This window comes from Stenotrophomonas sp. Br8, assembly GCF_014763005.1.
GTDB classification, from domain to species: Bacteria; Pseudomonadota; Gammaproteobacteria; order Xanthomonadales; family Xanthomonadaceae; genus Stenotrophomonas; species Stenotrophomonas lactitubi.
Window position 1 is genome coordinate 440,891 of the sequence record NZ_JACGTN010000003.1, and the last position, 18,664, is coordinate 459,554.

Annotated in this window: 20 protein-coding genes and 2 pseudogenes; 15 read left to right on the forward strand and 7 right to left on the reverse strand. The window is 65.4% G+C overall.

Going from position 1 to position 18,664, the window contains the following annotated elements; genetic code table 11:
- The first annotated feature begins 62 nt into the window (after positions 1–62).
- The 5 genes from petA (at position 63) to H3005_RS03350 (ending at position 3,994) form a co-directional block, all read left to right on the forward strand.
- Entirely contained in the window at positions 63–683 is a 621-nt protein-coding gene (petA, locus tag H3005_RS03330; RefSeq protein ID WP_025875286.1) for a ubiquinol-cytochrome c reductase iron-sulfur subunit, read from the forward strand.
- Positions 683–1,942, forward strand: coding sequence for a cytochrome bc complex cytochrome b subunit (locus tag H3005_RS03335; protein ID WP_025875284.1), 1,260 nt, complete (start codon positions 683–685; stop codon positions 1,940–1,942). Before petA ends, H3005_RS03335 begins: the two co-directional genes overlap by 1 nt.
- Positions 1,935–2,684 (forward strand): cytochrome c1, encoded by a 750-nt coding sequence (locus H3005_RS03340; RefSeq protein ID WP_191077584.1) that lies wholly within the window; start codon positions 1,935–1,937, stop codon positions 2,682–2,684. Before H3005_RS03335 ends, H3005_RS03340 begins: the two co-directional genes overlap by 8 nt.
- Positions 2,685–2,818: 134 nt before the next feature.
- Positions 2,819–3,454, forward strand: coding sequence for a glutathione S-transferase N-terminal domain-containing protein (locus H3005_RS03345; protein WP_089240017.1), 636 nt, complete (start codon positions 2,819–2,821; stop codon positions 3,452–3,454).
- Positions 3,455–3,538: 84 nt separating this feature from the next.
- Positions 3,539–3,994, forward strand: a complete 456-nt coding sequence (locus H3005_RS03350) for a ClpXP protease specificity-enhancing factor (RefSeq protein ID WP_100464519.1) — start codon at positions 3,539–3,541, stop codon at positions 3,992–3,994.
- Positions 3,995–4,077: 83 nt separating this feature from the next.
- Here the strand turns inward: H3005_RS03350 and H3005_RS21110 are convergent.
- The 6 genes and pseudogenes from H3005_RS21110 to H3005_RS03380 all read right to left on the reverse strand — a co-directional run.
- Positions 4,078–4,197: pseudogene (locus H3005_RS21110) on the reverse strand (DUF3301 domain-containing protein); the annotation flags it as partial.
- Positions 4,198–4,259: 62 nt separating this feature from the next.
- Positions 4,260–4,379: pseudogene (locus H3005_RS21115) on the reverse strand (DUF3301 domain-containing protein); the annotation flags it as partial.
- Between the two features lie 62 nt (positions 4,380–4,441).
- Complete coding sequence (locus H3005_RS03365) at positions 4,442–4,792, reverse strand: DUF3301 domain-containing protein (RefSeq protein WP_089241240.1); 351 nt, start codon at positions 4,790–4,792, stop codon at positions 4,442–4,444.
- Positions 4,793–4,861: 69 nt separating this feature from the next.
- Entirely contained in the window at positions 4,862–5,842 is a 981-nt protein-coding gene (locus H3005_RS03370; RefSeq protein ID WP_191077585.1) for a DUF2272 domain-containing protein, read from the reverse strand.
- 112 nt (positions 5,843–5,954) lie between these two features.
- Positions 5,955–6,806 (reverse strand): carboxylating nicotinate-nucleotide diphosphorylase, encoded by an 852-nt coding sequence (gene nadC, locus H3005_RS03375; RefSeq protein WP_191077586.1) that lies wholly within the window; start codon positions 6,804–6,806, stop codon positions 5,955–5,957.
- Entirely contained in the window at positions 6,803–7,072 is a 270-nt protein-coding gene (locus H3005_RS03380; RefSeq protein ID WP_099820028.1) for a Trm112 family protein, read from the reverse strand. The genes nadC and H3005_RS03380 overlap by 4 nt, the downstream gene beginning before the upstream one ends.
- Positions 7,073–7,130: 58 nt before the next feature.
- Between H3005_RS03380 and purE the strand changes: the two genes are divergently transcribed.
- Both purE and H3005_RS03390 read left to right on the forward strand, forming a co-directional pair.
- The gene (purE, locus tag H3005_RS03385) at positions 7,131–7,634 is read left to right on the forward strand and encodes a 5-(carboxyamino)imidazole ribonucleotide mutase (RefSeq protein ID WP_099820029.1); all 504 of its coding nucleotides are present in this window, start codon (positions 7,131–7,133) and stop codon (positions 7,632–7,634) included.
- Positions 7,631–8,779, forward strand: a complete 1,149-nt coding sequence (locus tag H3005_RS03390; RefSeq protein ID WP_100552078.1) for a 5-(carboxyamino)imidazole ribonucleotide synthase — start codon at positions 7,631–7,633, stop codon at positions 8,777–8,779. The genes purE and H3005_RS03390 overlap by 4 nt, the downstream gene beginning before the upstream one ends.
- Positions 8,780–8,951: 172 nt before the next feature.
- Here the strand turns inward: H3005_RS03390 and H3005_RS03395 are convergent, their stop codons facing one another.
- Complete coding sequence (locus H3005_RS03395) at positions 8,952–9,530, reverse strand: superoxide dismutase (protein WP_100552079.1); 579 nt, start codon at positions 9,528–9,530, stop codon at positions 8,952–8,954.
- A gap of 119 nt (positions 9,531–9,649) precedes the next feature.
- Here H3005_RS03395 and grxD point away from each other — a divergent pair, with 119 nt between their 5' ends.
- From grxD to H3005_RS03435, 8 genes are all read left to right on the forward strand, one after another.
- Positions 9,650–9,970 (forward strand): Grx4 family monothiol glutaredoxin, encoded by a 321-nt coding sequence (gene grxD, locus H3005_RS03400; RefSeq protein ID WP_025875264.1) that lies wholly within the window; start codon positions 9,650–9,652, stop codon positions 9,968–9,970.
- Complete coding sequence (locus H3005_RS03405) at positions 9,967–10,764, forward strand: SDR family NAD(P)-dependent oxidoreductase (RefSeq protein ID WP_191077587.1); 798 nt, start codon at positions 9,967–9,969, stop codon at positions 10,762–10,764. The genes grxD and H3005_RS03405 overlap by 4 nt, the downstream gene beginning before the upstream one ends.
- 226 nt (positions 10,765–10,990) lie before the next feature.
- A complete protein-coding gene (locus tag H3005_RS03410) occupies positions 10,991–14,182 on the forward strand; it encodes a carboxypeptidase regulatory-like domain-containing protein (RefSeq protein ID WP_191077599.1) in 3,192 nt (1,063 codons plus the stop codon).
- A gap of 254 nt (positions 14,183–14,436) precedes the next feature.
- On the forward strand, positions 14,437–15,825 hold the full coding sequence (gene ppnN, locus H3005_RS03415) for a nucleotide 5'-monophosphate nucleosidase PpnN (RefSeq protein ID WP_089240035.1): 1,389 nt from the start codon (positions 14,437–14,439) through the stop codon (positions 15,823–15,825).
- A 173-nt stretch (positions 15,826–15,998) separates the two neighbouring features.
- Entirely contained in the window at positions 15,999–16,514 is a 516-nt protein-coding gene (locus tag H3005_RS03420) for a Tfp pilus assembly protein FimT/FimU (RefSeq protein ID WP_191077588.1), read from the forward strand.
- Positions 16,511–16,987, forward strand: coding sequence for a type IV pilus modification protein PilV (gene pilV / locus H3005_RS03425; RefSeq protein WP_100552083.1), 477 nt, complete (start codon positions 16,511–16,513; stop codon positions 16,985–16,987). Before H3005_RS03420 ends, pilV begins: the two co-directional genes overlap by 4 nt.
- A complete protein-coding gene (locus tag H3005_RS03430) occupies positions 16,984–18,150 on the forward strand; it encodes a PilW family protein (RefSeq protein WP_191077589.1) in 1,167 nt (388 codons plus the stop codon). Before pilV ends, H3005_RS03430 begins: the two co-directional genes overlap by 4 nt.
- 4 nt (positions 18,151–18,154) lie before the next feature.
- On the forward strand, positions 18,155–18,664 hold the full coding sequence (locus H3005_RS03435; RefSeq protein ID WP_100552084.1) for a PilX N-terminal domain-containing pilus assembly protein: 510 nt from the start codon (positions 18,155–18,157) through the stop codon (positions 18,662–18,664).

The following is an 18,664-nucleotide window of genomic DNA, read 5'->3' on the forward strand; positions in this document are numbered from 1 at the left end:
CTCTGGCCCCCACCGGAACCGCTGGCAGCCTTAAAGCTACCTAATCAATATCGGAGTGCCGGATGGCCAACGATGGGGTACACGATCCAGTCAACACCGGACGTCGGCGTTTTCTTACTGCCACCACAGCCGTGGTGGGCGCCGTCGGCGTCGGATTCACCGCAGTTCCTTTCATCAAATCCTGGAACCCCAGTGCCCGCGCCAAGCTTGCCGGCGCACCGGTGGTGGCCGACATCAGCGCCCTGCAGGAAGGCCAACGCCTGATCGTGGAATGGCGTGGCCAGCCGATCTGGATCGTCAAACGGTCCAAGGCGATCCTCGATGCGCTGCACGGGCTGGATGGCCGCTTGAAGGACCCCGAGTCCGGCGAGAAGGACCAGCAGCCGGAGTACGTGCTCAAGCAGAACCCCGAGCTGCGCTCGATCAAGCCCGAGATCTCGGTGCTGGTCGGTCTGTGCACGCACCTGGGCTGCTCGCCGGAAATGGTGGGTGAAATCCGCCCCGAGCCCTACGACCCACAGTGGAAGGGCGGCTATTTCTGCCCCTGCCACAAGTCGCGCTTCGACATGTCCGGCCGCGTCTTCAAGGACGTGCCCGCACCCATCAACCTGAAGGTGCCCGCGCACCACTACCAGGACGACAACACCATCATCATCGGTGTCGATCCGCAGGGGGCTGCCTGATGTCCAACATCCTCAGCCGTACCGCCACCGGCGTGGCCGACTGGGTCAATGCCCGCGCGCCGGGGTTGATGCCGATCTACCGCAAGCATGTCAGCGAGTACTACGCGCCAAAGAACTTCAACATCTGGTACTACTTCGGCTCGCTGGCGCTGCTGGTGCTGGTCAACCAGATCGTCACCGGCATCTTCCTGACCATGCACTACAAGACGAATGCCGCCGAAGCATTCGCCTCCATCGAATACATCATGCGTGACGTGGAGTGGGGCTGGCTGATCCGCTACATGCACTCCACGGGTGCCTCGCTGTTCTTCATCGTGGTCTACCTGCACATGTTCCGCGGGCTGCTGTATGGCAGCTACCAGAAGCCACGTGAACTGGTGTGGATCCTGGGCATGCTGATCTACCTGGTGCTGATGGCCGAAGCCTTCATGGGCTACGTGCTGCCGTGGGGCCAGATGTCGTTCTGGGGCGCCAAGGTGATCATCTCGCTGTTCGGCGCCATTCCAGTGATCGGCAACGGCCTCACCGAATGGATCATGGGCGATTACCTGCCCAGCGACGCCACGCTCAACCGCTTCTTCGCACTGCACGTGATCGCGCTGCCGCTGGTGCTGCTGCTGCTGGTGGTGCTGCACCTGGGTGCGCTGCATGAAGTGGGATCGAACAACCCCGATGGCGTGGAGATCAAGAAGGGGCCGAAGGGCAACCGCTGGTCACCGAACGCGCCGACCGACGGTATTCCGTTCCATCCCTACTACACGCTCAAGGATGGCGTCGGTGCGGGCTTCCTGCTGATCATCGCGGCCTTCATCATCTTCTTCGCGCCGGCCTTCGGTGGCCTGTTCCTGGAACACGACAACTTCACCGAAGCCAACCGCCTGGTCACCCCCGAGCACATCAAGCCGGTCTGGTACTACACGCCGTACTACGCGATGTTGCGGGTGGTGCCGAACAAGCTGGGCGGCGTGATCGTGATGTTCTCGGCCATCGCCATCCTGTTCCTGGTGCCCTGGCTCGACCGCGCCAAGGTCAAGTCCTACCGCTACCGCGGCTGGCTGTCGCGCGGCCTGCTGGGCATGTTCGTGGTGTGCTTCGCGTGGTTGATGGTGATCGGCTCCGGTCCTGGTACCGATGCGCACGAGACCTATGTCGGGCGGGTGCTGACCTTCCTGTACTTCGCCTTCTTCATCACCATGCCGATATGGACAAGGCTGGACAAGACCAAGCCGGTACCGGAAAGGGTGACCACGCATGACTGAGCGCTGGATGGTCCGGCTGGCCCTGGCGGCCGCCCTGATGCTGGGCAGTACCCTGGCCATGGCCGCCGAGGGCGGCACCAAGCTGCTGCAGGCCGGCAACGACCTGGGTGACCGGGCGTCGCTGCAGCGCGGCGCCCAGCTGTACATGAACTACTGCAGCGGTTGCCACGCATTGAAGTACCTGCGCTATTCGCGGATGGGCGAGGACCTGGGGCTGAGCGAGGAAGAGGTGATGAACAACCTCAACTTCACCGGCTCGGCGGTCGGCGATCCCGTGCCCGTGGCGATGCCCAAGGAGCAGGCCGAGAAGTGGTTCGGCAAGATGCCGCCGGACCTGAGCCTGATTTCCCGGGTGCGCGGCAGCGATTGGGTCTATACCTACCTGAAGTCGTTCTACCTGGACAGCAGCCGCCCGCTGGGCTGGAACAACGCACTGTTTGCCAACGCCTCCATGCCCAATCCGTTGTGGGAGATGCAGGGCCTGCAGCACGCGGTGCATGGCAAGGCCGAAGCGCCGGGCATGGACCCGCCGGTGACCGGCCTGCGCATCGAAAGCCCGGGCTCGGTCGACGCGGCCCAGTACGACCAGGCCGTGCGGGACATCACCAACTTCCTTGAATACGCAGGCGAACCGGCCGCGCTGAAGCGGCAGCAGCTCGGTGTCTGGGTGATCCTGTTCCTGGCCCTGCTGACCTTCCTGGTGTACCTGTTGAAGAAGGAATACTGGAAGGACGTGCACTGATCCAGAGCCGGCCATCGCAACGGGCCTATTGGCTTTTGTGATGGTCGGTTGCACACTCGGGGAGGAGTCGACCGCCGGCACGGTGCTGGTGGCGCCGATGCGGCAGGCGGTCTCCTGTCGTAGGAGAGCCTTTGATGGCGGCGAGCGTACGCATGCGCAATACACTGACGCTGTTTTCCTCGAACGACGATGTACTGTGCCACCGTGTGCGCCTGGTGCTGGCGGCCAAGGGCGTGAGCTTCGACTTCGTTCCGGTCGATCCACAGAACCCGCCGGAAGACCTGATCGATCTCAATCCGTACCATTCGGTGCCGACCCTGGTCGAGCGCGAGCTGGTGCTGTACGCCGCGTCGGTGGTCAGCGAGTATCTGGACGAGCGCTATCCGCACCCGCCGCTGATGCCGGTTGACCCGCTGTCGCGCGCGCGCATCCGCCTGGCCATGCTGCGTATCGAGCATGACTGGGTGCCGCAGGTGCAGGCGATCCAGCTGGGCAACAAGACCCAGGCAGAGGCAGGGCGCAAGCGGCTGAAGGAACTGCTGACGGCCTCGCTGCCGTTGTTCAAGGCCAGCAAGTTCTTCCTCAACCCGGAAATGAGCCTGGCCGACTGCGCGATGGCGCCGATCATCTGGCGCCTGCAATCGCTGGACGTGCCGTTGCCGAAGGACAGCAAGGCCATCGAGGACTATGGCAACCGGATCTTCCGCCACCCCGGTTTCGTCCGCAGCCTGACCGATCAGGAAAAGAAACTGCGCGATCTGCCGGGCTGATCCGGTATCCGCTTTCCCGTCTGCACGCCGACCGGCGTGCAGGCGATCCGCCCCGGCAGGGGCGTCGGGCGCTACACTTCACGCATGACCGAAGACTTCTTCCACATGACCAGCCACCGCCCGTACCTGTTGCGGGCTCTGGTGGAATGGATCAACGACAACCAGCTGACTCCGCACATCCTGGTCGACGCCGGCGTTCCCGGCGTGCAGGTTCCGCCTTCGGCCGTCAAGGACGGCCGGGTGGTGCTCAACATCGCCGAGCGCGCAGTCGTGCGGCTGGTGATCGACAACGAGTCGGTGAGCTTCTCGGCGCGCTTCTCCGGCACCAGCTATCCGGTGCAGGTGCCGATCAGCGCGGTGCTGGCGGTGTATGCGCGCGAGACCGGGCAGGGCATGGCGCTGCCGGACGACATTCCCGGTGGCGAGCCGGCGCAGGCCAGTGATGAGCTGCTGCACGACGATGAGCAGACGCCGCCTGACGACACGCCGCCCGCTGGTCCGCCGCCCAAGGGCCGCCCGACCCTGCGCGTGGTCAAGTAGTTTCCGCAGCTTTACATCCACGCATGGCGTGGATCTACCGGCGCGCTGTCCAGTAGATCCACGCCATGCGTGGATGATCTTGCTTACACATCCTCGGCATCTTCGTTGTCCGCACGGATCTGGCTGATCCGCGCTGCACCCGGGCCGGTGAAGGAAATCAGCTGGTCGCCGCGCAGCACCATGCGGCCGACATGGCGATCCACGCATGGCGTGGATCTACCGGCGCGCTGTCCAGTAGATCCACGCCATGCGTGGATGATCTTGCTTACACATCCTCGGCATCTTCGTTGTCCGCACGGATCTGGCTGATCCGCGCCGCACCCGGGCCGGTGAAGGAAATCAGCTGGTCGCCGCGCAGCACCATGCGGCCGACATGGCGATCCACGCATGGCGTGGATCTACCGGCGCGATGTCCAGTAGATCCACGCCATGCGTGGATGCTTCTGCTCACACATCCTCGGCATCTTCGTTGTCCGCACGGATCTGGCTGATCCGCGCCGCGCCCGGGCCGGTGAAGGAAATCAGCTGGTCGCCGCGCAGCACCATGCGGCCGACATGGCGATCGATGCCGTCGTAGGAATACTCGAACTTGAAGGTGCGCTCGAAACCGAGCCGGCCATCTTCCCCGCGCGACAGCCGCAGGCCCGTGGCGTGCACCGCCTGGTCCAGCCACTGCACATCGGCGGCGCGGCAGGCATTGCGGCCCAGTTCAACCGCACGTTCGGCGGCCGAACGCGCTGCGTTCCAGAAGAAGTAGACGATACCGCCGGCAATCAGCAGGATCAGCAGGGTGGGCATGGCTTCAGCCGTCAGGTGTCGATCCGCCAAAGATGGCGACGAATGGCGACCGGATCAAGCTGCATGTGCTCAGCGATCGCTGCCAGGCTCCGTTGCCGGCTGCGGCGCCAGTGGTGTCGGCGCAGTGGGTACCGCCGGCGGAAGCGGTGCAATCCGCGGTGCAGTGGCATTCAACTGCAGCAGTGCGGCCCAGTCCTGCCGGTTGAAGCTGCACTCGTCCTCGCGACCCGGTGTGCAGGTCGGGTCGATGCCGGTGGTGTCGCGCTCGCGCGGCGGCGGCAGCTTGATCATGCCGGTGCGATCCAGTTGCAGCAGGCGCATCGCCACGGTGTTCATGACATTGCCGCCCACCAGATAAAGCGTCTGGTCGCCACCGAGGTTGGCCGCCACCACCACTTCGCAATGCGACTTCCAATGGCCGACCGAGCCGTTGCCCAAGGCCTGCACCAATCCGCTGTAGCTGAGTGTGCTGCTGCGGTCGCGCAGGAAGCACAGCAGGTCGCCCGGTGCCGGCTTGGCGGTGGCCGGGTCCACCAGGCGGTAGGGCACGCCGGAAGGGCCTGCCTGGTAGGCGGCGCGGATGTAGTCGATATGGCGTGGGGAGGTATTGAAACCGGGTACGCCGGCACGCACCATCACCCAGGAAATGAACGCCGCAGACCACGGATTGTCGATCAGGAACGCGCGGCAATCGCTGTCGGTGTAGCGCGTTCCCAACGGGGCCAGGCAACTGCTGGCACCGGGCTGGCTGCCCAATGCATTCAGCGTGCCGCTTTCGCGCCAGTAGCTGCTGACCCGTTGCCAGGCGATCAGGCCGTTGTCGGCCAGATGATCGCTCTCGGCTTCGGTGACACTGAGGCTGGCGGCGCGGCCGTCACGGTCGATGAAGGGGCGGAACCAGAGGCGATGCTCGTTGCAGGCAGTGTTGCGGATGGCGATCGCCAACGGGCTCAGGCCGAAACGCGGGGGTACATCGCAGGCTTCGACGGCGGCGGCCGAGAAGGGTGCTGCGGCCAGCAGCAGGCAGGCAGGCAAGAGCATCCGGCGCATGCGCGGCTCCTGTGGGGGATGGTCGCAGCGTCGCAGCGCTGTTGTGAACGCCGGGTGTGAGAACGGTAGTGCCGGCCGCTGGCCGGCAACATCACGATCCGCGAATCCACCCTCAGCCCGGTGGTGGACCCAGCTTCAACGACAGATCAATGGCCTGCACGTGCTTGGTCAGGCCGCCGATGGAAATGCAGTCCACGCCATCTTCAGCGATCGAACGCAGGCCGCCGAGGCCGACGCTGCCGGACACTTCCAGGGGAATGCGGCCTTCGGTGATGCGCACCGCTTCGCGTCGCAGCTCCGGGCTGAAGTCGTCCAGCAGGATGCGTTCACAGCCGGCCTGCAGCGCCTGCCGCAGCTGTTCCAGGTCCTCGACCTCGACCACCAGCGGCAGTTGCGGCCATTGCCGGCGGGCGGCCGACACCGCGGCAGCCAGGGAGCCGGCGGCGCGGATGTGGTTCTCCTTCAGCATCACCGTGTCGTACAGGCCGAAGCGATGGTTGTCGCCGCCGCCGCAACGCACCGCGTACTTCTGCGCCAGGCGCAGGCCGGGCAGGGTCTTGCGGGTATCGAGGATGCGCGTGCCTGTACCTTCCACCGCAGCCACATAGCGGGCCGTGGTGGTGGCGGTGCCGGACAGGGTCTGCAGGAAATTCAGCGAGGTGCGCTCGGCGCTGACCAGGCTGCGGCTGCGCCCATGCAGCAGCGCCAGCACGGTACCGGCGCTGACATGGTCGCCTTCGGCCATCCGCCACTCGATCTGCACGTCCGCATCAAGTGCGCGGTGGGTGGCATCGAACCACGGGCGGCCCGCGATCACCGCATCCTGCTTGCACAGCAGGTAGGCGCTGTCGGGCTGGTCGGGCAGCAGGGCGGCGGTGACGTCACCACTGCCCAGGTCCTCGGCCAATGCGCGGGCCACATCGGCCGCGACGACGGCTGGATCCGGCGTCGGCAGCGCGTTCATGCGGTCGGGAAGTCGGCGATCTGTGCGGTCGGGATGGCCTCTTCGGCCAGCAGCACCGGAATACCGTCGTCGACGCGGAATACCTGCTTGCGGTCGCGGGTGACCAGGGCTTCGCGCAGTGGCTGCGCCAGCGGGTTGCCATCGGCGCGGTTGACGGAACCGGCGGCGATCGCCCGGTTGAGGGCTTCCAGGCCCTTGCCATCCAGCAGGGACAGGGGCTGGCGGGTATCGGGCGACACCAGCAGGTCGAGCAGCTTGCGATCCATGGTTCTTCGTCTTGCGTGGAAGATGGCTAGAATACGTCTTTAAGGCAGGTGACGGCCAATGACCCCCAACCCGATCGCGCCGCTTGTCGGCATCGTCATGGGTTCCCGCTCCGACTGGGAAACCATGCAGCACGCCGCCCAGAAGCTTGAAGCTCTGGGTGTTCCGTTCGAAGTGAAGGTGGTGTCCGCGCATCGGACGCCGGATGTGTTGTTCAGTTATGCCGAGCAGGCGGGTTCGCGCGGGCTGCGCGCGATCATTGCCGGCGCCGGCGGTGCCGCGCACCTGCCGGGCATGATCGCGGCCAAGACCGCGGTGCCGGTGCTGGGCGTGCCGGTGCAGTCCAAGGCCCTCAATGGCATGGATTCGCTGCTGTCGATCGTGCAGATGCCGGCCGGCATCCCGGTCGCCACCTTCGCCATCGGCAATGCCGGCGCCTCCAATGCCGCGCTGTTCGCCGCGGCGATGCTGGCCAGCGACCAGCCGGCGATCGGCCAGGCGCTCGATGCTTTCCGCGCGCGCCAGACCGAAGACGTGATGGCCCACGACGATCCGCGCCAATGAGCCTGACCGTCGGCATCCTCGGCGGCGGTCAGCTCGCCCGCATGATGGTCCTGGCTGGTGCGCCGCTGGGACTGCGCTTCGAACTGTACGATCCGGCGGCCGATGCCTGCAGCGGCCCGCTGGCGCCGCTCACCGTCGGCGCATTCGATGATCGGCAGGCGCTGGCGGACTTCGCTGCCAAAGTCGATGTGGTGACTTTCGATTTCGAGAACGTGCCGGCTGACAGCGCGCAATGGCTGGCCGACCGCGTGCCGGTCTACCCGCCGCCGTCGGCGCTGGCCGTGGCCCAGGACCGGTTGAGCGAGAAGACCCTGTTCCAGCAGTTGGGTATCCCGCTGCCGGCGTTCGCCGATATCCGCAGCCGCGACGAACTGGCCGCCAAAGCCGCCGAATTCGGTCTGCCGTGCATCCTCAAGACCCGCCGCCTGGGCTACGACGGCAAGGGCCAGTTCCGCCTGCGCAGCGAAGCGGACATCGATGCGGCTTGGCAGGCGCTGGGTGCGCAGGTCGAGCGCACCGGCCTGATCCTCGAGGGCTTTGTCGCCTTCCAGCGCGAAGTCAGCGTGGTGGCCGTGCGCGGTCGCGATGGCAGCTTCCAGGCCTGGCCGGTCACCGGCAACTGGCATGTCGACGGTGTGCTTTCGGCCAGCGTGGCACCGGCGGTGCTGTCCGCTGCCGAGCACGAAGCGGCGATCGGCTATGCCCAGCGTGTCGCCGAGCACCTGCAGTACGTGGGTGTGTTCGCGTTGGAGCTGTTCTGCCGCGACGGTGAACTACTGGCCAACGAGATGGCGCCGCGTGTGCACAACTCCGGTCACTGGACCATCGAAGGCAGCGAAACCTCGCAGTTCGAGAACCACCTGCGCGCGGTGCTCGGTCTGCCGCTGGGCAGTACCCGCATGCTTGGCCATGCCTGCATGCTGAACTGGCTGGGGGCGATGCCTGACCCGACGCCGGTGCTGCAGCAGGCCAGCGGCCATTGGCACGACTACGGCAAGGAATCGCGTGATGGCCGTAAGGTCGGTCACGCCACCCTGCGCGATGATGATGCCGGTGCACTGGCGGATGCGTTGGTGCAGGTTGGGCTGGAACTGGACCGTCAGGCCCAGGTGGCCCCAGCGGTGCACGCGCTGCGCAACGGCTGATCAAACGGGGCCGGCCGGCGGACGCCGCTGATCCAGGTAGTGCCGGCCGCTGGCCGGCAATGCCCACCAAGGTGGGCATCTACCAAGGCAGGCCCACCAAAAGGTGGGCCGCCGCCATGGCATGGCGTGATGCCGGTAGCGCCGGGCGATGCCCGGCGGATGCCCGTCCGTATCAGCGCAGCTGGCTCTCGGCGAACTCCCAGTTCACCAGTTGCCAGAATGCTTCCAGATAACGCGCACGATCATTCTGGTAGTCGGTGTAGTACGCGTGCTCCCAGACATCGCAGCACAGCAGTGGCGTGCTGTCGCCGGTGAGCGGCGTGCCCGCGTTGCGCGTCGCCTGCAGGCCGAGCTGCCCACCCGGGTGCTGTACCAGCCACACCCAGCCGGAGCCGAACAGGCCAAGCGCGGTCCGGTTGAACTCTTCGCGAAGACGCTGGCCGTCGCCGAACTGGCGTTTGACCAGTTCGCCCAGGCGGCCCTGCGGTTCGCCACCGCCACGCGGGCGCAGGCACTGCCAGTAGAAGCCGTGGTTCCAGGCCTGGGCAGCGGCATCGAACAGCGCGCCCTGGGCGTGGCGGACGATGTCCTCCAGCATGGCTTCTTCCCATTCGGTGCCGACGATGGCGGCATTGACCGCGTCGACGTAGGCGCGATGGTGGCGGCTGTGATGCAGTTCCACGGTCTGTGCCGACAGGTGCGGCTGCAGGGACGAGGGCAGGTAGGGCAGGGCGGGCAATTCGACGGGCATGGACAGGTTCGTGGCCAGGGGGCGGCGGCAGCCGGTACCATCGGCTTACAATGGGGGCTACCGTGGGCAGTCTAGCCGACCATCACGGTTGGTTTGTCCGGCGACGCAAGGAGTGAGGTGTGGCGGTAATGCAGCAAATCCAGGCCGAGGTGGATCGTTACCCGCTCGTGCTGTTCATGAAGGGCACCCCGCAATACCCCATGTGCGGCTATTCCAGCCGCGCCGTGCAGGCCTTGATGGCCGCAGGCGCCGTGGCGCTGCGCACGGTCAATGTGCTGGAAGAGCCCGAGATCCGCGCCAACCTGCCGCGCTTCTCCAATCTGCCCACCTTCCCGCAGCTGTTCATCAACGGTGAGTTGATCGGCGGCTGTGACATCGTCATGGAACTGTTCGAAGCCGGCGAGCTCAAGCGCATCGTCGAAGAGGCTGCGCAGGGATGAGCGCCTGGCCATCGACGTCACCGGCAGACGGGGCGCTCGATGGCCGCCCGTTGCAGGATCGCGTGGTGCTCGTTGCCGGCGCCGGTGGTGGGCTGGGGAGTGCCGCCGCTGTGGCTGCCGCCGAGGCGGGAGCGACCGTGGTCCTGTTGGGGCGCAAGCCACGACGGCTGGACCGGGTCTACGCCCAGGTGCAGGCGGTCGGGCCGGAACCCCTGTTGTACCCGTTGGACCTGGAAGGTGCAGGTCCTGACGACTATGCCGAACTGGCCCAGGCCGTGGCGCAGGAGCTGGGACGTCTTGATGGCCTGCTGGTCTGTGCAGCGCACTTTCCCGGCCTGACCCCGTTCGAGCTGGCCGACCCGGCCAGTTTCGCCCGTGCCGTGCACGTCACCCTGACCGCTCCTGCCTGGCTGGCCCAGGCCTGCCTGCCGTTGCTGCGCCAGCGTGAAGACGCGGCACTGGTATTCACCGTGGATGCCCCTGGGCGGGTGGGGCAGGCGTACTGGGGCGGCTATGGCGCCGCCCAGCACGGTCTGCGCGGGCTGATCGGCAGCCTGCATGACGAGCTGGCCCGCAGCCCGGTGCGGGTAAGTGGCCTTTACCCCGGCCCCTTGCGTACTGCCCTGCGGGCGCGAGCCTATTCGATCGACCAGGACCCGGCCGCGCGTGGCCCGGAGGCTGCCGCTGCGGCGGCCGTGACCCTGTTGTCCGCCGCTGGACAGGCGTGGCGGGGGCAGGTGTTCGATGCGGGCAATCCGCCATCGACGGGTGAAGACGTTCGTAAAGCGGAATGAAGATCCCGTCACGATAGCGTTGCGATCCGGTGCCGTTTGTCGCACAACCGTCACATTGAAAGCGTAGCGTGTTAATCTAGTGTTAACCGTTGCGGCAGCTGCCGTTCACGGTAGGGAACCCCAGATAAATGTCCGAACAGCCGCCCGCAAGGCTGCTTGGATGCGCTTTTTTTCCGCCATCGCCAACTCGCATCGAGGCTACCGAACAATGACTCACCCATTCCGGATGTCCAAGCTCACCCTTGGTCTCGTGGCTGCGCTCGCCGCCGCTCCCGCCTTCGCCCAGAGCACCTCTGCCGGTGTCGGCGGCCAGGTCGTGTCCCGCGCCGGCCAGCCCGTCGCCGGTGCTGAAGTCACCATCACCCACACCGAGTCGGGCACCGTTTCGCGTGCGACCACCGATGCGGCGGGTCGTTACAACGCGCGCGGCCTGCGCGTGGGCGGTCCGTACTCGATCACCATCACCAAGCCGGGTGAAGGCACCAAGACCGAAGATGGCGTCTACCTGGGCGTGAACCAGACCGGCACCATCAACGCTACCCTGGCCGGCGACCTCGCCGCGACCAACCTGGACACCGTGCAGGTCACCGCTGTCGGCGGCGGCTCGGAAGTGTTCAGCGCCACCAAGATGGGTTCGGGCACCAACATCAGCCAGCAGCAGATCGAAGTTGCGCCGTCCATCGGCGGCAACATCCAGGATCTGATGCGTCTGGATCCGCGCGTGACCTTCATCGATCGCGCCTCGGGCTCGATCTCGGCCGGCGGCCAGAACCCGCGCTTCAACTCGATCAACATCGACGGCGTTTCGGCCAGCGACACCTTCGGTCTGGAAGGCAACAACATGCCGACCCGCCGCCAGCCGGTCGCGATGGAAGCCATCGAAGCGCTGGACATCAACCTGTCCAACTACGACGTCAGCATCGCTGCCGCTGCCGGCGCTACCGTCAACGCGGTGACCAAGTCGGGTACCAATGAATTCCACGGTTCGGTGTACGGCACCTACCGTGACGGCGACTGGTTCGGTGACAACCCGGAAGGCCAGCCGTTCAAGGGCTTCACCAAGGAAGAAACCTACGGCATGACCTTGGGCGGTCCGATTATCAAGGACAAGCTGTTCTTCTTCGCCAACTACGAAAAGTTCAAGCAGGCCGCGCCGGGCGCCGACCTGAGCGGAACCGCGCTGGGTAAGGCCAATGCGCAGTTCACCATGGCCGACGTGACCCGCGCGCAGCAGATCGCGCAGGGCTACGGCATCAACGCCGGTGGCCTGGAAAGCAACGGCGACACGGAGATGGAAGAGTACGCGCTGAAGCTGGACTGGAACATCAGCGAAAACCACCGTGCCAACATCCGTTACAGCAAGATCGACCAGAGCAAGCTGCGCATCAACGGCATGACCACCAGCTCTGCCTCGCTGAGCTCGTACTGGTACCAGCATGACAAGACCAACGAGAGCTACGTCGCCCAGCTGTTCAGCGACTGGACCTCGAACTTCTCGACCGAACTGAAGGCCTCGTACCGCGAGTACTCGGCGATCCGCAACGTGTCCACCGATGCGCCGAGCATCCGCATCTTCTTCGGCGGCAACCAGGGTTCGCCGTCGGGTGACTCGCTGTACCTGGGTACCGAAGTCAACTCGCAGAACAACATCCTGGAAACCAAGGCGTGGAACTACTACGCCGCCGGTACATGGACCCTGGGCAACCACGATGTCAAGTTCGGTGCGTCGTACGACACCAACGACATCTACAACTACTTCGGCGCCAACTCGTGGGGTGCCTACACCTTCTACGGTCTGGACAACTTCGCCGCTGGCCGCTGGAGCAGCTACAACTACAATCCGGAGCGTACCCCGGGCTCGATTCCGGCTGACTACAAGTTCAGCAACCTGGCCCTGTTCGTGCAGGACACCTGGTATGTCAACAACAATCTGACCCTGACCCTGGGCGTGCGTGGCGACCGTGCTGACACCAGTCCGGCCCCAGCCTACAACGCTGCGGCGTCGACGTTCTTCGGTCGCAACAACAGCGATGTGCTGAGCAACAAGTTCCTGATCCAGCCGCGCTTCGGTTTCAACTACACCTTCGACAGCGAGCGCCCGACCCAGCTGCGCGGTGGCGTGGGCCTGTTCCAGGGTGATGCCCCGCAGGTGTGGCTGAGCAACAGCTATTCGGCGACCGGCTTCAACAATTCGGTCTACGCTTACACCTCCAACAACCCGGCGCTGCCGTTCAACCCGAACAAGGACAGCCAGCCGGTCCCGACCACCCCGGGCTCGAATCGTCAGAACGTCAACTTCGTCGGCAGCGACTTCAACATGCCGTCGGTGTACAAGGCCAACCTGGCCTTCGACCATGAGACCCCGTGGTACGGCATCGTGGCTTCGGCCGAGCTGCTGGTCACCAAGGTGAAGGACGCGCTGTACTACAAGAACCTGAACCTGGGTCCGGTGCAGCAGCTGGGTCCGGACGGCCGTGCGCTCTACTACGCAGCGGCACGCAACGGCAACCTCTGGACCAATAACGACGCACGCGCCGGGCGTAATGGTGCCTACGACTCGGTGTACGAAATCGCCAACACCGACAAGGGCCGTACCTCGCAGTTCACCGTGTCGTTGAGCAAGCCGTGGTCGGAAGCCAGCGACTGGTCCTGGAACATCGGCTACACCTACACCGACGCCACCGAAGTGGGCTCGCTGACCAGCTCCACCGCCAGCTCGGGCTGGGGCTACCAGTACGCCTTCAACGCCAACAGCGAAACCGAGAACACCTCGCGCTACGAGATCCGCGACCGCCTGTCGGGCTCGCTGAACTGGAAGCACAAGTTCTTCGGCGACTACGAAACCAAGGTGGGCCTGGTGTACGAAGGCCGTAGCGGCCGTCCGTACAGCTACGTCTACGTCAACGACGCCAACGGCGACAGCCGTAGTGCGAACGACCTGTTCTACGTGCCGAACCGGGGCGATGTGCTGTTCGGTGACATCAACAAGGACACCGGTCGGTTCACCGCCAACCCGGAAATGGAGAAGTCGTTCTACGAGTGGCTGGCCGCCAACCCGCAGCTGGCCAAGTATGCGGGTAGCTACGCTCCGGCCAACCAGTTCCGTACCGGCTGGATCAACACCTTCGACATCCGCATCAGCCAGCAGCTGCCGGGCTTCATGAAGGGTCACAAGTCGGAAGTGTGGCTGGACATCCAGAACGTCGGCAACATGCTGAACAAGAAGTGGGGCAACATCTACGACTACGGCTTCTTTGCCGATGCGCGTGTGGCCACCCTGCAGGGCATGAAGGACGGCAAGTACGTGTACAACTTCCGCGGCGCTGACCTGCCGGCGGTGGCAAACAATGACGCAGACGGCTTTGATGTCGGTGTGTCGCAGTGGTCGCTGCAGCTGGGCTTCCGCTACCAGTTCTGATGAACTGACGTAGCAACAGCTGTGCACGGAAACGGCCGGGGAAACCCGGCCGTTTTCCGTTCAGGCGAAAGTCCTTGCGGGGGTGCCTGCATCGGCGTAGCATCCAGACACGTGCGCGGCGCAGATGCCGCCGAAGCGGTCCCGAAGCGGCGAACGCGGGACGCACCTATCCAACGGTCGGGCTTCCCGGCCGTTTTGCTTTTTAAGGGGGCGGCAGTACAGTCGGACACCTTAAAGGAAGCAGAAAAGTGGATATGACAACGAACGAAAAGGCAGCGCGGACGCTGCCGGTGCAGGACGCGCGGATCTACCCGCGTGGTGGCCTGGATGTGCTGTCGCGGGCTGAGGTTGCGCGCTTGCGCGATGCCTCCGGCGGCGGCATGCACGAGCTGCTGCGCCGCTGCGCGCTGGCCGTGCTGACCAGTGGCAGTGCTTCCGATGATCCGCGCGCGGCGCGCGATCTCTATCCCGACTTCGACATCCAGGTGGCGCAGCAGGATCGCGGCGTGCGCATCGACCTGGCCAATGCGCCGGCGATGGCGTTCGTCGATGGCGAAATCATCCGCGGTGTCGCCGAACTGTTGTTTGCGGTGGTCCGCGACCTGGCTTACATGGCCATCGAGATGGGCCCGGCCTACGCGGCCGAGCTGGAGTCGTCCGAGGGCATCACCAATGCGGTGTTCGGGCTGCTGCGCAACGCGCGCATCCTCAACCCGGGTGACCCGAACCTGGTGGTCTGCTGGGGCGGCCACTCGATCTCGCGCGACGAGTACCTGTATACCAAGCAGGTCGGTTACGAGCTGGGCCTGCGCGGCCTGGACATCTGCACCGGCTGCGGCCCGGGCGCGATGAAGGGCCCCATGAAGGGGGCCACCATCGCCCATGCCAAGCAGCGCCGGACCGTGACGCGCTACATCGGCCTGACCGAGCCGGGCATCATCGCCGCCGAGTCGCCGAACCCGATCGTCAACCACCTGGTGATCATGCCGGACATCGAGAAGCGCCTTGAGGCCTTCGTCCGCATCGGCCACGGCATCATCGTGTTCGCCGGTGGCGTGGGTACTGCCGAGGAAATCCTCTACCTGCTCGGCATCCTGCTGCGCGAGGAGAACAAGGATCTGCCGTTCCCGCTGATCCTGACCGGCCCGACCGTTGCCGCGCCGTACTTCGAGCAGATCGACCGCTTCATCCGCCTGACCCTGGGCGACGCTGCGGCAGAGCGCTACGAAATCGTCATCGGCGACCCGGTGGCGGTGGCCAAGAAGATGTCGGCCGGCATCAAGCGCGTGCGTGAGCATCGCCTGGCGCAGAAGGACTCGTTCTTCTTCAACTGGTCCATCGAGATTCCGTGGGAATACCAGCAGCCGTTCGTGCCGACGCACGAAGCGATGGCGGCGCTGGACCTGCACCACGGGCGCGCACCGCACGCGCTGGCCGCCGACCTGCGCCGGGCGTTCTCGGGCATCGTCGCCGGCAACGTGAAGGAAGACGGCATGCGCCGCATCGAGGAGTTCGGGCCGTTCCAGATCCATGGCGACCCCGACATGATGCAGGCCCTGGACGCGCTGCTGCGTGCCTTCGTCGAGCAGCGCCGGATGAAGATCTCCGGCGAGTACCAGCCCTGCTACCAGGTGCTGGCGTAAGCGAGGCGAGGGCAGCTGGACGGCGCGGCGGGGACCGCGCCGGACCGGCCGGGGCAGGGCGGGTCGTCAAGCCTTTGACGCCCGTCGCCCGGATCTGACCGTTCATCCTGCCGCCGCTTGCCGGCGGCAGGCCGGTGCGCCATCGTGGCCACCAACACGCTGGGGAGCGTCCAATGTCATCGCGCCGGTCCAATGGCTTCACGCTGGTCGAACTGATGGTCACCATTGCGGTGGTCGCCATTCTCGGCACCATTGCGTTTCCGAGCTTCCAGAGCACGATCCGCTCCAACCGGATCGCTACCGCCGGCAATGAAATCACCGGCCTGTTGTCGCTCGCCCGCAGCGAAGCGGTCCGTAACAAGAGGGGAGGCGGCATCTGCGGCAGCTCCAACGGCACCAGCTGCGATAACTCCTGGTCCTCGGGCATGCTGGCCTGGGCCGACGTCAATGGCGATGGCAGCAAGGGCAGCGATGAAGCCGTGCTCCGTTTCGTCGCCGTCAGCGCAGATTCGGTCACGGTCACCGGTCCGGGTGCCGTGGTCAGCTTCGACAACCGGGGGCGACGCCGCGCGGCCACGACCCAGGAAATCGTGCTGCAGCCGGTCAAGTGCGGCAGCGATACCCTTCGGCGCACCCTGACCATCAACGCGGCTGGCCAGATCACTTCCACCAAGGCTGCCTGCCAATGACCCGTCGTCTTCCTTCTTTTTCGCGGCGGCAGGCGGGTTTCAGCTTGCTCGAAGTGCTGATCGCCATCCTCGTACTCGCGTTCGGCCTGCTGGGCTTCGCCCTGCTGCAGACCATGAATGTACGTTTCGTGCAGAGCTCGAACTACCGCACGCAGGCGACCAACCTGGCTTATGACCTGCTCGACCAGATGCGCAGCAACCGCTACCAGGCCGGTTGGTACACCAATGCCGCGTTCGCAGCCAATTCGATCAAGGCCAGCAGCTGCACTCGTGTCTTGGGCGCTGACCAGGGTGTGGCCAGCAACATCACCCGCTGGCAGTGCCAGGTCGTGCAGGCGCTTGGCGAAGGCGCGAGCGCTACCGTGCAGAACGCCAATGGTCGGGTAACGGTGGGCATCACCTGGGGAGATCAGCGCTGGGATCCCCAGAATCCGGATGCACAGACCACCTTCACTCTGGTGTCGCAGCTATGAGTTGCTCTCCTTCATTCCGCCGCCAGGCGGCCGGCCTCTCGCTCATCGAAATGATGGTGGCCATGGTCATTGGCCTGGTGCTGATGCTGGGTGTGGTGCAGGTGTTCCTTGCTTCCCGCGTTGCGTCGCGGCTGGCTGAAGGCAATGCCCGGGCCCAGGAAAATGGCCGCTTTGCCCTGGAGTTCCTGCAGCGTGACATCCGCATGGCGGGCCACTTCGGCTGCGTGAACGACCAAGCGCATTTCGTCCGTGGTGAGGGCGATCCGACCGTTGACACTGGTGCGGTCACCGGTTCAGGGGACCCACTGGATTTCAGCGTCAGCATCCAGGGCTATGAAGCGCCCAACACCGCACCGGGAGCCACCCTGACACTGGGTGCCGGCTGGGCGACGCCGACCGGTCTGCCTGCGGCGATCACCGCGCTCAAACCACGCGGCGGCAGCGACATCCTGGTGCTGCGCTACCTGGCCAGCGAAGGTGTGCCGGTAACCTCGCTGCTGCCGAGCGCCAACAGCGTGGTGGGCTTCGACGGTACCGCCGGGACGCGCCTGCTCGAGGGGGGCGTCAGCGCCCCCAATCTGTTCGGCGTGGCCGACTGCAGCCACGTCAATGTGTTCAAGGGCACCTACGCCGCAGGAAAAGTGACTGCCGCAGGCTCCAACCTGAACCGCTACACGGTGCAGCCCACCGGCCAGACCATGATCTATCGAGCCGAATCGGTGGTGTACTTCGTGGGGACCTCGGGCACCACCGGTGAACCGGCGTTGATGCGCGCTCGTTCCGATGGCAACAACGGCTACAGCGCAGCCGAGGAACTCGTTGAAGGCATCGAGAGCATGCAGTTGCTGTTCGGTCTGGACAGCAATGCCGCCATCACATCTGCCTCGCCGCCGACCGGCAACATCACGACGCAGGCCATCGCCAGTGGCGTGACCACCGCCGCCAATGCCGCAGGCGCCGGACAGTGGCGGCGTGTCGGCCAGGTGCAGGTCGGCATCCTGGCCCGCAGCCCTCAACCTTCCCAGGCCGAGGCGCCGACCGACGCAGTCAACTATCCGCGTGCGCTGGGCGTGGGCTTCGCGCCGGCGGCGCAGAGCGATACACGCTACCGCGCCACCTACGAATCCACCATCGCCCTGCGCAATCGCCTCTTCGGGAACTGATGCCATGAACACTCGACCCCGTATGCGTCCGATGCCGCGCCAGCAGCGCGGTGCCGTGCTGTATGTGGCGCTGATCATGCTGATCCTGCTGGCGCTGATCGGTATCGCTGGCATGCAGGTGGCGGGCATGCAGGAAAAGATGGCCGCCAACTACCGTGCGACCAACGTCGCATTCCAGAACGCGGAGGGTGTGACCCGGCGCAGCGAGATGGCGATCGAGAGCATCGCCAACCGTACAGCCGCCGCGAGCAATGCGCCCCTGGTGGCGACCGATATCCAGGAAAACTGCGACATCGCCTTTGATCCGGTGGCCTGGGGGCGCGCGCGCCCGCTGACGACTGCCCAGGCAGTCAACGTGCGTCGCATCGATTCCTGCGTCATCGGTGGCGGGTCACTGTCGATGGGCAAGCCGCTCGACCCGGTTACTCCGATCTACCAGATCACCACCTTCGCCACCGATACCCCGACGGACTCCTCGTCTACGGCATCGGTCGATACCATCTTCAAGCTCTGA

Excerpts from the sequence above, each read along its gene's own strand:
- petA (WP_025875286.1), top strand. The coding sequence starts at position 63 with ATGGCCAACGATGGGGTACACGATCCAGTCAACACCGGACGTCGGCGT.
- H3005_RS03335 (WP_025875284.1), top strand. The coding sequence starts at position 683 with ATGTCCAACATCCTCAGCCGTACCGCCACCGGCGTGGCCGACTGGGTC.
- H3005_RS03340 (WP_191077584.1), top strand. The coding sequence starts at position 1,935 with ATGACTGAGCGCTGGATGGTCCGGCTGGCCCTGGCGGCCGCCCTGATG.
- H3005_RS03345 (WP_089240017.1), top strand. The coding sequence starts at position 2,819 with ATGGCGGCGAGCGTACGCATGCGCAATACACTGACGCTGTTTTCCTCG.
- H3005_RS03350 (WP_100464519.1), top strand. The coding sequence starts at position 3,539 with ATGACCGAAGACTTCTTCCACATGACCAGCCACCGCCCGTACCTGTTG.
- H3005_RS03365 (WP_089241240.1), bottom strand. The coding sequence starts at position 4,792 with ATGCCCACCCTGCTGATCCTGCTGATTGCCGGCGGTATCGTCTACTTC.
- H3005_RS03370 (WP_191077585.1), bottom strand. The coding sequence starts at position 5,842 with ATGCGCCGGATGCTCTTGCCTGCCTGCCTGCTGCTGGCCGCAGCACCC.
- nadC (WP_191077586.1), bottom strand. The coding sequence starts at position 6,806 with ATGAACGCGCTGCCGACGCCGGATCCAGCCGTCGTCGCGGCCGATGTG.
- H3005_RS03380 (WP_099820028.1), bottom strand. The coding sequence starts at position 7,072 with ATGGATCGCAAGCTGCTCGACCTGCTGGTGTCGCCCGATACCCGCCAG.
- purE (WP_099820029.1), top strand. The coding sequence starts at position 7,131 with ATGACCCCCAACCCGATCGCGCCGCTTGTCGGCATCGTCATGGGTTCC.
- H3005_RS03390 (WP_100552078.1), top strand. The coding sequence starts at position 7,631 with ATGAGCCTGACCGTCGGCATCCTCGGCGGCGGTCAGCTCGCCCGCATG.
- H3005_RS03395 (WP_100552079.1), bottom strand. The coding sequence starts at position 9,530 with ATGCCCGTCGAATTGCCCGCCCTGCCCTACCTGCCCTCGTCCCTGCAG.
- H3005_RS03405 (WP_191077587.1), top strand. The coding sequence starts at position 9,967 with ATGAGCGCCTGGCCATCGACGTCACCGGCAGACGGGGCGCTCGATGGC.
- H3005_RS03410 (WP_191077599.1), top strand. The coding sequence starts at position 10,991 with ATGTCCAAGCTCACCCTTGGTCTCGTGGCTGCGCTCGCCGCCGCTCCC.
- ppnN (WP_089240035.1), top strand. The coding sequence starts at position 14,437 with ATGACAACGAACGAAAAGGCAGCGCGGACGCTGCCGGTGCAGGACGCG.
- H3005_RS03420 (WP_191077588.1), top strand. The coding sequence starts at position 15,999 with ATGTCATCGCGCCGGTCCAATGGCTTCACGCTGGTCGAACTGATGGTC.
- pilV (WP_100552083.1), top strand. The coding sequence starts at position 16,511 with ATGACCCGTCGTCTTCCTTCTTTTTCGCGGCGGCAGGCGGGTTTCAGC.
- H3005_RS03430 (WP_191077589.1), top strand. The coding sequence starts at position 16,984 with ATGAGTTGCTCTCCTTCATTCCGCCGCCAGGCGGCCGGCCTCTCGCTC.
- H3005_RS03435 (WP_100552084.1), top strand. The coding sequence starts at position 18,155 with ATGAACACTCGACCCCGTATGCGTCCGATGCCGCGCCAGCAGCGCGGT.